This window comes from Streptomyces sp. NPDC101219 (assembly GCF_044767675.1).
Taxonomy (GTDB): domain Bacteria; phylum Actinomycetota; class Actinomycetes; order Streptomycetales; family Streptomycetaceae; genus Streptomyces.
The window spans coordinates 213813-227564 of the sequence record NZ_JBIWOK010000011.1 but is presented as its reverse complement, the minus strand read 5'-3'; the positions used below and the strand labels follow the sequence as shown (position 1 = coordinate 227564).

The following is a 13752-nucleotide window of genomic DNA, read 5'->3' as shown; positions in this document are numbered from 1 at the left end:
AGGTCGCAATGTCGCCGGATGCCCGAATCGGCACCGGATCCAAGGTCTCTCGCAGAACTACGGGATGCGATGTCTGTCAGGACAGATGAGGAAATGTCGGGTGCGGTTCCGCGGCCCGCGGACCGTGCGGAGCACACGGGCCGGGAGCGGCCCGCGCGTGGCACGCGCCTCGTGGGCACCGCGCGCCGGCTGCTGCGCGGACCACGTCCCGAGTCCGTCCCCCTGCTGGTGGGGCGGGCGTGCGCCCTGGTCGGCCTCCTGGACATCGCGGCGGGCGTCTTCCCCCGCTTCCGGCACAGCCGCATGCACGCCCTCGCGGAGGTGCTGCCCGGCGCGCTCGGCCCGTTCGCGGCCGCGCTCGCGCTCAGCGCCGGGGTGCTGTTGCTGCTGCTCGCCCACGGGCTCAAGCGCGGCAAGCGGCGCGCCTGGCGGGCGGCCGTCGCCCTGCTCCCGGCCGGTGCCGTCGCGCAGTTCGCCTACCGGCACTCCGTCGCGGGGGTGGTGCTCTCGCTGCTGCTGCTCGCGGTCCTGCTGCGCCACCGCGGCCAGTTCGCGGCGCTGCCAGACCCCCGCAGCAGATGGCGGGCGCTGGCCAACTTCGTCCTGATGGGCGCCGGTTCCCTGCTGCTCGGCCTGGTCGTCGTCAACGCCCATCCGCGCCTGCTGGTCGGCGACCCCAGCCTCGCCGACCGCCTCACCCACGTCCTGTACGGCTTGTTCGGCTTCGAGGGACCGCTCGACTACCGGGGCGACACCTCCTGGACGGTCGCGTTCTCCTTGGGCGCCCTCGGCCTGCTCACCGCCGTCACCACGCTCTACCTGGCCTTCCGGCCCGAACACCCGGCCGCCCGGCTCACCGAGGACGACGAACGGCGGCTGCGCGCCCTGCTCGCCCGGCACGGCGGGCGGGACTCCCTCGGCCACTTCGCGCTGCGCCGCGACAAGGCCGTCGTGTTCTCCCCCAGCGGCAAGGCGGCCGTGACCTACCGCGTGGTCTGCGGCGTGATGCTCGCCAGCGGCGACCCGATCGGCGACGTCGAGGCCTGGCCCGGTGCCATCGAACGCTTCATGGACGAGGCCAGGGCCCACTCCTGGACACCTGCCGTCATGGGCTGCTCGGAGACCGGCGGTCACGTGTGGACCCGGGAGACCGGGCTCGACGCCCTCGAACTCGGTGACGAGGCGGTGGTGGACGTCAAGGATTTCTCTCTGGCCGGCCGCGCGATGCGCAATGTGCGCCAGATGGTCAAACGCATCGAGCGCGCCGGTTACGAGACCCGGGTGCGCCGTGTCCGTGACCTCGGGGAGGCCGAACTGGACCGCATCCGCCGCGCGGCCGACGACTGGCGCGGCACCGACACCGAGCGCGGCTTCTCCATGGCGCTCGGCCGGGTCGGCGACCCGGCCGACGGCGACTGCCTCGTCGCGACCGCGCACAAGGCGGACGCCGAGCCAGGTCGGCACGGCGACCTCAAGGCGGTCCTGCACTTCGTGCCGTGGGGCGCGGACGGCGTCTCCCTCGACCTGATGCGCCGGGACCGCTCGGCCGATCCCGGCATGAACGAGATGCTGATCGTGGCCGCCCTCCAGGCCGCCGGGGAACTCGGCATCTCGCGCGTGTCCCTCAACTTCGCGATGTTCCGTGCGGCGCTGGCCCGGGGCGAGAAGATCGGCGCCGGACCGGTCCTGCGCGCCTGGCGGGGGCTGCTGATCTTCCTGTCGCGCTGGTTCCAGATCGAGTCGCTCTACAAGTTCAACGCCAAGTTCCGCCCGCGCTGGGAACCCCGCTTCGTGGTGTACCGGGCCTCCGCCGACCTGCCCCGCATCGGCATCGCCGCCCTCCAGGCGGAAGGATTCGTCAACCTGGCGCTGCCCCTGCCGCCCTTCCTGCGCCGCCGCCGGCCCGCCCCGCTGCCCTGCGTCCACCGGACGCCCGAGCACACCCCTGCCGGGCCGGACACCGCCGTCCGTGCCGCCTGACCGGCCACCGCACTCCCCGCCCGGGCGCGCACCGCTGCCGTACCGCGCGCCCGGAGGCGTCCCGGGCGGAGGCCGCCCCCGCCGCACGGCCTCCGCCCGGGCCACGCCCTCCCCGCGCACTCCCGGCCCCCGGCCCGGGGCCTACGCTGAACATATGAGCAATCGCAGCGGACGCCCTCACGTCGCGGGACTTCCACACTGGGACCGCTGTGCGGTCATGGGAGTCGTCAACGTGACGCCCGACTCCTTCTCCGACGGCGGCCGCTGGTTCGACACGAGCACCGCCGTCAAGCACGGCCTCGACCTGGTCGCCCAGGGTGCCGACCTCATCGACGTCGGCGGCGAGTCCACCCGCCCCGGCGCCTCCCGCGTCGACGAGGCCGAGGAACTCAGGCGGGTCATCCCCGTGGTCCAAGGCCTCGCCGCGGAGGGCGTCACCATCTCCGTCGACACCATGCGGGCCTCCGTCGCGGAACAGTCCCTCGCCGCCGGAGCCGCCCTCGTCAACGACGTCAGCGGCGGACTCGCCGACCCCGCCATGATCCCCGTGGTGGCCGCCTCCGGCGCGCCCTTCGTGGTCATGCACTGGCGCGGCCTGCTGGAGGGCACCAACGTCCGGGGCACCTACGACGACGTGGTCACCGAGGTCGTCGACGAACTGCACGCGCGCGTGCAGGCCGTCCTGGAGGGCGGCATCGCCGCCGACCGCGTGATCGTCGACCCGGGCCTCGGTTTCTCCAAGGGCGCCGACCACGACCTCGCCCTCCTGGCCCGCCTCGACCGCGTCCTCGCCCTCGGGCACCCGCTGCTCGTCGCCGCGTCCCGCAAGCGGTTCCTCGGCCACGTCCTGGCCGGCCCGGACGGCACGCCCCCGCCCGCCCGGGAACGGGACGCGGCCACCGCCGCCGTCTCGGCCCTCTCCGCGCAGGCCGGCGCCTGGGCGGTCCGGGTCCACGAGGTGCGGGCCACCGCCGACGCCGTCCGCGTCGTGCAGGCCGTCGCCCGGGCGCACGCCCCCGACGCCGCCCCCTCCGGCGCGCACGGCGCAGAAGGCACCCGGTGAGCGCACCCCACACCGACGTCGAGCAGGTGGAGGCCGCCAACACCGCCTTCTACGAGGCGCTGGAACGCGGCGACTTCGAGGAGGTCGCGTCACTCTGGCTGACCCCCTCCGACCTCGGCGTCGACGAGAGCTACCACGACCCGGCCGACAGCGGCGTCGTGTCCTGCGTGCACCCCGGCTGGCCCGTCCTCACCGGACGCGGCGAGGTCCTGCGGTCCTACGCCCTGATCATGGCGAACACCGACTACATCCAGTTCTTCCTCACCGACGTGCACGTCTCCGTCACCGGCGACACCGCGCTGGTGACCTGTACCGAGAACATCCTCAGCGGCGGCCCCGCCCCGGCCGCCGGCGAGGAGCTCGGCCCGCTCGTCGGCCAGCTCGTCGTCGCCTCCAACGTCTTCCGGCGCACCCCGGCCGGCTGGAAGCTGTGGTCGCACCACGCCTCCCCGGTGCTCGCCGAGAGCGAGGACGAGGACGACGAGGACTCCCCCGCCTGACCGGGCCGCGGACGGGCAGGAGCCCCTCGCGGGCCCGGGACGTGGCGGGAATCACGACGGCGCGGCCGATGCGGCCACCGGCCCGTGAGCCCCCGCTCTCCCCAGGGAAAACGCCCGGTGAAACCTCCCGGCACCGGGCCGGCACCGCCCCGCGGCGGACCGGACGCGCCGGTGTCCGCGGGTAGATTCGACCGGGGCCGGTGTGCCGTCCGCATGCGGCACCGACCGGCCGGACCGACGACAGCAGGAGTGATTCGCGTGGATCGTGTCGCGCTGCGCGGCCTGAGGGCCCGTGGGCACCACGGTGTGTTCCCCGAGGAACGCGAGGAGGGCCAGACCTTCGTCGTGGACCTCGTCCTCGGGCTGGACACCCGGCCGGCCGCGGCCGACGACGACCTGACGAAGACCGTGCACTACGGCGTCGTGGCGGAGGAGGTCGTGGCCGTCGTCGAGGGCAAGCCCGTCGACCTCGTCGAGACCCTCGCCGAGCGCATCGCACAGGTCTGCCTCAAGCACGAGGTGGTACAGGAGGTCGAGGTCTGCGTCCACAAGCCGGAGGCACCGATCACCGTGCCGTTCGACGACGTGACCGTCACCATCAACCGGAGCCGCGTATGACCAGGCCGTCCAGCACGGGCCACACCGACCCGACCGTTCAGCCCGTCCCGGCCTCCGTGGTCCAGCAGGTCGACGCCGCCGACACCACCCTGCAGAACCCGAAGCAGGCCGTGCTGTCGCTCGGGGCGAACCTCGGCAACCGTCTGGAGACCCTCCAGGGCGCCGTCGACGCCCTGGAGGACACGCCGGGCATCCGCGTCAAGGCCGTCTCCCCGGTGTACGAGACGCAGCCCTGGGGCGTGGAGCCGGGCAGCCAGCCCGCCTACTTCAACGCCGTCGTGGTCCTGCGGACCACGCTGCCGCCGTCCTCCCTGCTGGAACGGGCGCACGCGGTCGAAGAGGCCTTCCACCGGGTCCGCGACGAGCGCTGGGGCCCGCGCACCCTGGACGTCGACATCGTCGCCTACGCCGACCGGCTCTCCGACGACCCGGGGCTCACGCTCCCCCACCCGCGCGCCCACGAGCGCGCGTTCGTCCTCGCCCCCTGGCACGACGTCGACCCCGACGCGGAGCTGCCCGGGCGGGGCCCGGTCGCCGGCCTCCTCGACGCGGTCACCCGCGAGGGCGTGACACCGCGCACGGACCTGGAACTCCGGCTGCCCGAGTAGCCGTTAAGGTCGACAGGCCCCGTGGTGGGGCACCGGGCACTGCGAAGGGACACCGTGACAGAGCTGCGCATCAGGGTGCTGGCCGGCGTGTTCGTCGTGGCGGGCATCCTGTCCTGGGCGGGCGCCCGCCTGTGGAACTCCTTCGGGACCCTGCCGAGCGTGCCCGTGGCCGCCCCCATCGTCCTGGCCCTGATCGCCGTGGTCCTCGCGGCCACGGCGCTTTCCATCCGGGCCCGCCTCAAGGCGCAGCGCGAGCGCCGGCCCGAGGCCAAGGGCGTCGACCCGCTGATGGCGGCCCGCGCGGTGGTGTTCGGCCACGCGAGCGCCCTGGTCGCGGCCCTGGTCGCGGGGATGTACGGCGGGACGGGCGTCTTCCTGCTGGAGTACCTCGACATCCCCGCCCGCCGGGACCAGGCCATCTACGCCGGCGCCTCGGTCGTGGCGGCCATCGGCGTGATAGCGGCGGCCGTCTTCCTGGAGCGCGTCTGCAAGCTGCCGGAGGACGACGAGAACGACGGGGGCCCGGGGGCCGCCCCGGCCGCCTGACGCGCCGCCCGGCCCGCCCGGAGCGCCCGGCCCGCCGCGCTCGGCCCGCCCGGGGCGCCCGCCGCCGCTACGGGGCCGTGGGCGCCGTCAGTGCGCCATGATCAGGCTCATGGCCTCGTTGCGGGTCGCGGGGTCGCGCAGCTGCCCCCGCACGGCCGACGTGATGGTCTTCGCGCCGGGCTTGCGCACACCCCGCATCGACATGCACATGTGCTCGCACTCCACGACGACGATCACGCCGCGCGGCTCCAGGATCTCCATCAGGGAGTCGGCGACCTGGGTGGTGAGCCGTTCCTGCACCTGCGGGCGCCGGGCGTAGACGTCCACCAGCCGGGCCAGCTTGGACAGCCCCGTGATCTTGCCGTCGACCGAGGGGATGTACCCGACGTGGGCGACCCCGACGAACGGCACCAGGTGGTGTTCGCAGTGGCTCAGGACCTCGATGTCCTTCACCAGCACCATCTCGTCGTGACCGAGGTCGAACGTCGTCGTCAGGACGTCCTCGGGCTTCTGCCACAGCCCCGCGAAGATCTCCCGGTAGGCCCGGGCCACGCGGGCCGGGGTCTCCCGCAGGCCCTCCCGGTCCGGGTCCTCGCCGACCGCGATCAGCAGTTCGCGCACGGCGTTCTGGGCCCTCTTCTCATCGAACTCGCCGATGGGGGCTATGCCGTCCAGCGTCACGGGGTCGGTCATGGAGTGCCTCGTTCCTCTGCCTTCACGCGCGCCGGGCACGCGTCTCAACTGCGGGTACGCAAAACGCCGCGCCCCCCAGGCTAGAACCTGGGGGGCGCGGCATCCATTCCGGGACCGGTGGGGGCACAACCGAAAGACCCTGGGAGCCGGTCAGCTCTCGGGGCGCTCCTCCGGGGTCCGCTCCTGCGCCGGGGCGGGCTCCGCCACGGTGCTCTTGGCGGTGGAGATGGCCGGCGTCGCGCCGTTCGCCCCGTTCGTCAGGGCCAGCTCCTTGGGGGAGAGGACCGGCGGCCGGGTCGACGGCGTACGGCGGGACGAGCCGGTCCAGGCGGGCCGGGGCGGGCGCTTGACGATGGGGGCGAAGATCTCGGCGATCTCCTCCTTGCCCAGCGTCTCCCGCTCCAGGAGGGCGAGCACCAGGTTGTCCAGGACGTCCCGGTTCTCGACCAGGATCTCCCACGCCTCGTTGTGCGCGGTCTCGATGAGCTTCTTGACCTCTTCGTCGACCAGCGCGGCGACCTCTTCCGAGTAGTCGCGCTGGTGAGTCATCTCACGTCCGAGGAAGGGCTCGGAGTTGTCCCCGCCGAACTTGATCGCGCCGAGCCGCTCGGTCATGCCGTACTGCGTGACCATCGCACGGGCGAGACCGGTGGCCTTCTCGATGTCGTTGGCGGCACCCGTGGTCGGGTCGTGGAAGACGAGCTCCTCCGCCGCGCGGCCGCCCAGCATGTAGGCCAGCTGGTCCAGCATCTCGTTGCGCGTGGTGGAGTACTTGTCCTCGTCCGGCAGCACCATCGTGTAGCCCAGGGCGCGGCCTCTGGAGAGGATGGTGATCTTGTGGACCGGATCGGAGTTCGGTGAGGCCGCCGCGACCAGGGCGTGTCCGCCCTCGTGGTACGCGGTGATCTTCTTCTCCTTGTCCGACATGATCCGGGTCCGCTTCTGCGGGCCCGCGACCACCCGGTCGATCGCCTCGTCCAGCATGTGGTTGTCGATCAGCTTCTGATCGCTGCGCGCGGTCAGCAGCGCCGCCTCGTTCAGCACGTTGGCCAGGTCCGCGCCGGTCATGCCGGGGGTGCGGCGGGCGACGGCCGACAGGTCGACGTCCGGGGCGACCGGCTTGCCCTTCTGGTGGACCTTGAGGATCTCCAGACGGCCCTGCATGTCCGGGCGGTCGACCGCGATCTGACGGTCGAAGCGGCCGGGACGCAGCAGCGCGGGGTCGAGGATGTCCGGGCGGTTCGTGGCGGCGATGAGGATCACGCCGCCCTTGACGTCGAAGCCGTCCATCTCGACGAGCAGCTGGTTCAGGGTCTGCTCGCGCTCGTCGTGTCCACCGCCGAGACCGGCACCGCGGTGGCGGCCGACGGCGTCGATCTCGTCGACGAAGACGATCGCGGGCGCGTTGGCCTTGGCCTGCTCGAACAGGTCACGGACCCGGGAGGCACCCACACCGACGAACATCTCGACGAAGTCGGAACCGGAGATCGAGTAGAAGGGGACGCCCGCCTCCCCCGCGACGGCCCGCGCGAGCAGGGTCTTGCCCGTACCGGGCGGACCGTAGAGCAGCACGCCCTTGGGAATCTTGGCGCCGACGGCCTGGAACTTCGCCGGCTCCTGCAGGAACTCCTTGATCTCGTGGAGTTCCTCGACGGCCTCCTCGGAGCCCGCGACGTCGGCGAACGTCGTCTTCGGGGTGTCCTTGGTGATGAGCTTCGCCTTGGACTTGCCGAAGTTCATGACACGGGAGCCGCCACCCTGCATCTGATTCATCAGGAACAGGAAAACGACCACGATCAGGACGAAGGGCAGCAGCGACAGCAGAATGCTGACGAAGGGGTTCTGCTTCGACGGCGAGACCGTGTAGCCCTTCGGGATCTGCTTGTTCTGGAACTTGTCCTGCAGGGTGTTGGCGATGGTGACGCCCTGGTCACCGATGTAGCTCGCCTGGATCTTCGAGCTGTCCTTGATCTTGACGCCGTCCTTGAGCTCGACCTTGATGGTCTGCTCGTCGCCCGTCGTCAGCTTGGCCTGCTCGACCTTGTTCTCGTTGATCGCCTGGACGACCTGGCCCGTGTCCACCGTCTTGTAGCCGCCGGACGAACCGACGACCTGCATCAACACGACCACGGCAAGGACGGCCAGCACGATCCACATGACCGGCCCACGGAAGTATCGCTTCACGTCCATCCATACGGAGCGGTGCCGCCCCGTCCCTCCTGCCATAGTGAGTTTGATAAAGACTGTTCTTCGGACGGTACCCCAGCATTGTCCCCCGAAGCTGCGCGGGACGGCTGGCAATCGCGTCTACGCATGCTCCAACGGCGCGGACTCCGCCGGGGTTCCCGATCCGCGTACGGCGGCCCGTGCCGCGTGGCTCAGCCGCCGTAGACGTGGGGCGCGAGCGTACCGACGAACGGGAGGTTGCGGTACTTCTCGGCGTAGTCGAGGCCGTATCCGACGACGAATTCGTTGGGGATGTCGAATCCGACCCATTGCACGTCGATGGCGACCTTGGCGGCCTCGGGCTTGCGCAGCAGCGTGCACACCTTGAGGGAGGCGGGCTCGCGCGAGCCGAGGTTGGAGATCAGCCAGGACAGGGTCAGGCCGGAGTCGATGATGTCCTCGACGATCAGGACGTGCCGGCCCTTGATGTCGGTGTCGAGGTCCTTCAGGATCCGCACCACGCCGGAGGACTGGGTGCCCGCCCCGTACGAGGACACGGCCATCCAGTCCATGGTGACGGGGGTGGACAGCGCCCGCGCGAGGTCGGCCATGACCATCACCGCGCCCTTGAGGACACCGACGATCAGCAGGTCCTTCCCCGCGTACTCCGCGTCGATCTTCGCCGCCAGTTCGGTCAGCTTGGCGTCGATCTCTTCTTTGCTGAGGAGCACCTTCTCGAGGTCGGCACCCATGTCTTTCGCGTCCACCCGCATCACTTTCGGTCGTCCCACCGGCCGTCCCGCTCCGTCGGCGGCGCTGCCGGGGGAAGGGATTCAGCCTTGCCGAATCACCAGTCTGCCACCCTGCCGGGTGGCGACGACCCGGCCGGGGAGGTTGATGGCTCCCTGGCCCCGCCAGCCGGTGACGAGCCGGTCGACCTCCTCGATGTGCCGCGCGAACAGCGATCCGGCCGGCGCACCCGCCTCGATCGCGGCCCGGCGCAGCACGCGGCGGCGTACGGCGGGCGGCAGGGCGTGCAGCCCGGCACACTCCAGGCGGCCGTCGGAGTCCCGCACGCCGTCCTCGGCGCGGGAGGCCCAGGCGTCGAGGGCGTCGGCGTCGTCGCGGGAGAGCTGGGCCGTCCGGGCGAGGGCCTCGACCACACCCTTGCCGAGGGCCTTCTCCAGCGCGGGCAGGCCCTCGTGGCGCAGCCGGGAGCGGGTGAAGGCGGGGTCGGCGTTGTGCGGGTCGTCCCAGACGGGCAGGGACTGGACCATGCAGGCCCGGCGGGCGGTCTGCCGGTCGAGCTGGAGGAAGGGGCGGCGGTACCGGCCGTCGGCCCCCGAGACCGCGGCCATGCCGGACAGGGAGCGGATCCCGGACCCGCGGGCGAGGCCCAGCAGGACGGTCTCCGCCTGGTCGTCGCGCGTGTGCCCGAGCAGGACGGCGGCGGCGCCGTGCCGTTCCGCGGCGGCGTCCAGCGCGGCGTAGCGCGCGTCGCGGGCGGCCGCCTCGGGACCGCCGCCGCGGCCGACCCGCACGGCGGCCGACTCGGCCGGGTCGAGGCCGAGTTCGCGCATCCGGAGCACGACCTCGGCGGCCCGCCGGTCCGATCCCGGCTGGAGTCCGTGGTCGACGGTGATCCCGCCCGCGCGGACGCCGAGGCGGGGGGCTTCGAAGGTGAGGGCGGAGGCGAGCGCCATGGAGTCGGCGCCGCCGGAGCAGGCCACGAGGACGAGCGGGGAGGAGGAACGCTCGTGCCCGGACCGGCCGGGGGTGCGGCCGTGTTCGGCCAGGACGTCGTTCAGGACGCGGCGGACCGCCAGGCGTATCGCCGCGACCGCAGGATGGGGACCCATGTCCGGTTCCCTTCAGGAAGGTTCGGGGGGTGAACCCGAGATCGGTCACTCAGAGTGTGTAGATGGTGACAGAACCGGGGCGTTCCCCGAGCATTGCACGCCTACCCATGACACACGGTCCCTCGGACGGGTGATTGGCCCGGCGCCCCTCTGCCGTCACCCGGGCGTCACCTGCGAACGGAACTCACGCCTCCGGCTTGCGGTGCACCCGCGCGATCCAGTCCGCCGGGGCGGCGATCTCCGCTTTGGTGGGCAGGGTGTTGGGCGACGTCCACACGTGGTTGAAACCGTCCATGCCGACCTCCTCGACGACGGCGCGCACGAACCGCTCCCCGTCGCGGTACTGGCGCAGCTTGGCGTCCAGGCCGAGCAGCTTGCGCAGGGCCAGGTCCAGCCGCGAGGCGCCCTTGGCGCGGCGCTGCTGGAACTTCTCCCGGATCTCCGCGACGCTCGGCACCACTTCGGGCCCCACACCGTCCATCACGAAGTCGGCGTGGCCCTCCAGCAGGGACATCACCGCGGTGAGCCGGCCGAGGATCTCGCGCTGGGCCGGCGTCTGCACGATCTCCACCAGGGAGCGCCCGCCGTCGTCCTCCTCGCCCTCCGGACGGCCGCCGACGAGGGTCTGGGCCGCCTCCCGGAGACGTTCCAGCACGGTCATGGGGTCGACGTCGGTCTCCCCCAGGAACGACTGGATCTCGCCCTCCAGGTGGTCGCGCAGCCACGGCACGGCGGTGAACTGCGTCCGGTGGGTCTCCTCGTGCAGGCACACCCAGAGGCGGAAGTCGTGCGGGTCCACGTCGAGTTCGCGTTCGACGTGGACGACGTTGGGGGCGACGAGCAGCAGCCGGCCGCCGCCGTTCCCGCCCGCCGGAAGGTCGCGGGAGGCAGGGGCGAAGGTCTCGTACTGGCCGAGGACGCGGGAGGCGAGGAACGACAGCAGCACACCCAGCTCCACGCCGGTGACCTTGCCGCCGACGGCGCCGAGCACCGCGTTGCCCGGGTTGCTGCCGCGCCGCTCCTGCATCTTGTCCAGGAGGGGTTTGAGCAGTTCACGGAAGCCGGCGACGTTGGCCCGGACCCAGCCGGGGCGGTCGACGACGAGGACAGGGGTGTCGTGGGTCTCCTCGGTGCCGAGCCGGGTGAAGCCCCGGACGTGTTCCTCCGAGGACTTCGCGTGCCGGCGCAGCTCCGCGACGACGGCCCGGGCCTCGTCGCGGGTCACGTCGGGGCCCGGCCGCATGAGCCGGGTCGCGGTCGCGACCGCGAGATTCCAGTCGACCATCCCGGAAGAGGCAGCACCACCGATGCTCGTCATGCGTCAACGGTACGTGAGGGGCACGGCCGACGGCAGGGCGGCGAGTCGGCGGAACGGCCGTACCCGCGCGGGTGCCGGGCGCCCGGCGGTCACCGGCAGCCGCAGGAGGCGAGCGCCGTGGCCGCCTTGTCGAGGGTGCTCTCGGCGGCGCTCTGGCCCGTGGTGCCGCTCGCCAGGAAGGCGAAGGCCAGCAGCCGTCCGTCCCGGTCGACGACGGTGCCCGCCAGGGCGTTGACGCCGGTGAGGGTGCCCGTCTTGGCCCGGACGACGCCGGCCGCGCCGTCGGCGTAGCGGCCGCTGAGGGTGCCGGTGAAACCGGCCACCGGCAGCCCGGTGAGGGCGGGGCGCAGTTCGGGGTGGGCGGGGTCGCCGGCCTTCACCAGCAGGGCGGTGAGCAGGTCGGCGGAGAGCCGGTCGCGTCGGTCGAGGCCGCTGCCGTCCTTGAAGACGGCGCCCTTCACGGGCAGCCCGAGTTTCTTGAGCTGCGCGGTGATGGCCGCACCGGCTCCGGCGAAGTCGGCGGGCCGGCCGGCGGCGAGCGCGGTGTGGCGGGCGAGGGCCTCGGCGATGTCGTTGTCGCTGTTGGTCAGCATGCGTTCGGTGAGGACCGACAGCGGGGGCGAGGAGACGGTGGCGAGGGTGCTGGCGCGGGTCGTCGACTTCGACGGGCCGGGCGGTGACGCCTTGATGCCGTGGTCCGCGAGGAAGCCGCCGAACTTCCGGGCGGCGTCCGGGGCCGGGTCGGGGATGCGGCGGACGGGGCCGCTGCTGGAGTCGTCGGTGCGGGCCTCGTCGGCCATCAGGGGGCCGACCTCGGCGAGGTTGCCGTTGACCCCGATCGGGTGGAGCTCGGGCCCGCTGTACAGGGTGGTGTCGTAGGAGAGGGTCACCTCGCGCACGCCGCGCTTGGCCAGGGCGGCGGCGGTGCGGGCGGCGAGGTCGCGCAGGCCGGCCGAGCCCCGGGCGTCCTTGCGGGCGGTGAGGGTGGGGTCGCCGCCGCCGACCAGGACGACCTCTTTCGTGTCGGGTTCGTAGGCGGCGCGGGTGGTGAGGCGGTGGTCGGCGCCGAGCGCGGACAGCGCGGCGACCGCGGTGGCGATCTTGGTGGTGGAGGCGGGGGTCAGGGCGTCGCCGGAGCCGCTGCCGTAGAGGCGCTTGCCGGTGGCCACGTCGACGACGGCGGCCGAGGTCCGGCCCAGGGCCGGGTCCTTGAGGAGCGGGCCGAGGACGGTGGTGAGCGCCTTGCCGGTAGGTGCCGGGCGGCCGGTGGTGGCGGTGCCGCCGAGGCCGGCGAGCACGGAGGCGGCACCCGGCCGCGCGTCGGGCCCGCGGGGCGGCGTGCCGGCGTTGCCGCGCGGGGCCGGGTGATCTGTGCCACGCGCGGCTTGCAGGGCCACGGCGCGGTCCCGCTCCGCCGTACGCTGGCCGGTGGAGTCCCAGGGGCCCGCGGCGGTCACCACCCCGGCGGCCAGCGCCAGACCGGCGGTGGCGGCGGTGGCGGTGAACGGCCAGGTCCTCGGCCGTGTGACCCGCGTGACCTGCGGCGATCCCGGCCGGTTCGAGCGCGTCAGGCGCGGTGTGGCGGCGGCGACGACGCGCGTGAGACGCGGTCGTACGGCGGCCGCCGCCCGTGTCATCCGCGGTCGCACGGCACCCGCGATCCGCACGACGTGCGGTCTCGCGGCCCGCCAAGGCCTCAGCTCTGGCACGACCACCAGCCCCTTTCGCGATCACACACCTGCGTGAGGGACACTTAACCACCAGAACTATGTGTTGATCATGGAGGAGCCACCGGTGGAGTTCGACGTCACGATCGAGATCCCGAAGGGTTCGCGGAACAAGTACGAGGTGGACCACGAGACGGGTCGGATCCGCCTGGACCGTCGACTCTTCACCTCGACCGCCTACCCGACCGACTACGGCTTCGTCGAGAACACCCTCGGCGAGGACGGCGACCCGCTGGACGCGCTGGTCATCCTGGACGAGCCGACGTTCCCGGGCTGCCTGATCCGCTGCCGTGCGATCGGCATGTTCCGGATGACGGACGAGGCGGGTGGCGACGACAAGCTGCTGTGCGTGCCGTCGACGGACCCGCGCGTGGAGCACCTGCGCGACATCCACCACGTGTCCGAGTTCGACCGCCTGGAGATCCAGCACTTCTTCGAGGTCTACAAGGACCTGGAGCCGGGCAAGTCGGTCGAGGGGGCCAACTGGGTGGGCCGGGTGGACGCCGAGGCCGAGATCGAGCGGTCCTACAAGCGCTTCGAGGAGCAGGGCGGCCACTGAGCTCCCGCCTTTCGTCGTCCGACGGGCCGTACGCGCTCGCGTGCGGCCCGTTGGTGTGTCCGTGCGCATACTGAGGATCTACGGGGCAGGCTTACGGACGGTGTCGTACAGGGAG

The 13752-nt window shown here is 72.5% G+C and carries 13 protein-coding genes; 7 read left to right on the top strand and 6 right to left on the bottom strand.

The window, feature by feature from the left end; translation table 11 throughout:
* Nucleotides 1-93 precede the first annotated feature (93 nt).
* The 6 genes from ACIRPP_RS22780 (at nt 94) to ACIRPP_RS22755 (ending at nt 5315) form a co-directional block, all read left to right on the top strand.
* Complete coding sequence (locus tag ACIRPP_RS22780) at nt 94-1980, top strand: phosphatidylglycerol lysyltransferase domain-containing protein (RefSeq protein ID WP_403645780.1); 1887 nt, start codon at nt 94-96, stop codon at nt 1978-1980.
* Between the two features lie 154 nt (nt 1981-2134).
* Entirely contained in the window at nt 2135-3043 is a 909-nt protein-coding gene (folP, locus tag ACIRPP_RS22775) for a dihydropteroate synthase (RefSeq protein ID WP_403645777.1), read from the top strand.
* Nucleotides 3040-3543 (top strand): nuclear transport factor 2 family protein, encoded by a 504-nt coding sequence (locus ACIRPP_RS22770; protein WP_403645774.1) that lies wholly within the window; start codon nt 3040-3042, stop codon nt 3541-3543. Before folP ends, ACIRPP_RS22770 begins: the two co-directional genes overlap by 4 nt.
* Nucleotides 3544-3801: 258 nt before the next feature.
* Entirely contained in the window at nt 3802-4161 is a 360-nt protein-coding gene (folB, locus tag ACIRPP_RS22765) for a dihydroneopterin aldolase (RefSeq protein WP_403645771.1), read from the top strand.
* Complete coding sequence (gene folK, locus ACIRPP_RS22760; RefSeq protein WP_403645768.1) at nt 4158-4769, top strand: 2-amino-4-hydroxy-6-hydroxymethyldihydropteridine diphosphokinase; 612 nt, start codon at nt 4158-4160, stop codon at nt 4767-4769. Before folB ends, folK begins: the two co-directional genes overlap by 4 nt.
* A 54-nt stretch (nt 4770-4823) precedes the next feature.
* Nucleotides 4824-5315: a DUF3180 domain-containing protein gene (locus ACIRPP_RS22755; RefSeq protein WP_164332549.1), complete on the top strand. Its 492-nt coding sequence runs from the start codon at nt 4824-4826 to the stop codon at nt 5313-5315.
* An 87-nt stretch (nt 5316-5402) separates the two neighbouring features.
* Here the strand turns inward: ACIRPP_RS22755 and folE are convergent, their stop codons facing one another.
* The 6 genes from folE to dacB form a co-directional block, all read right to left on the bottom strand.
* Entirely contained in the window at nt 5403-6008 is a 606-nt protein-coding gene (gene folE / locus ACIRPP_RS22750) for a GTP cyclohydrolase I FolE (protein ID WP_164332550.1), read from the bottom strand.
* Nucleotides 6009-6158: 150 nt separating this feature from the next.
* Nucleotides 6159-8198 (bottom strand): ATP-dependent zinc metalloprotease FtsH, encoded by a 2040-nt coding sequence (ftsH, locus tag ACIRPP_RS22745; RefSeq protein ID WP_403645764.1) that lies wholly within the window; start codon nt 8196-8198, stop codon nt 6159-6161.
* A 188-nt stretch (nt 8199-8386) separates the two neighbouring features.
* Nucleotides 8387-8947, bottom strand: coding sequence for a hypoxanthine phosphoribosyltransferase (hpt, locus tag ACIRPP_RS22740; RefSeq protein ID WP_403645917.1), 561 nt, complete (start codon nt 8945-8947; stop codon nt 8387-8389).
* Between the two features lie 60 nt (nt 8948-9007).
* Nucleotides 9008-10033, bottom strand: coding sequence for a tRNA lysidine(34) synthetase TilS (gene tilS, locus ACIRPP_RS22735; RefSeq protein ID WP_403645761.1), 1026 nt, complete (start codon nt 10031-10033; stop codon nt 9008-9010).
* Nucleotides 10034-10217: 184 nt separating this feature from the next.
* The gene (locus ACIRPP_RS22730) at nt 10218-11351 is read right to left on the bottom strand and encodes a zinc-dependent metalloprotease (RefSeq protein WP_403645758.1); all 1134 of its coding nucleotides are present in this window, start codon (nt 11349-11351) and stop codon (nt 10218-10220) included.
* 89 nt (nt 11352-11440) lie between these two features.
* A complete protein-coding gene (dacB, locus tag ACIRPP_RS22725) occupies nt 11441-12988 on the bottom strand; it encodes a D-alanyl-D-alanine carboxypeptidase/D-alanyl-D-alanine-endopeptidase (RefSeq protein WP_403645755.1) in 1548 nt (515 codons plus the stop codon).
* 157 nt (nt 12989-13145) lie between these two features.
* Here dacB and ACIRPP_RS22720 point away from each other — a divergent pair, with 157 nt between their 5' ends.
* A complete protein-coding gene (locus ACIRPP_RS22720) occupies nt 13146-13637 on the top strand; it encodes an inorganic diphosphatase (RefSeq protein WP_145871991.1) in 492 nt (163 codons plus the stop codon).
* The last annotated feature ends 115 nt before the right edge of the window (nt 13638-13752 follow it).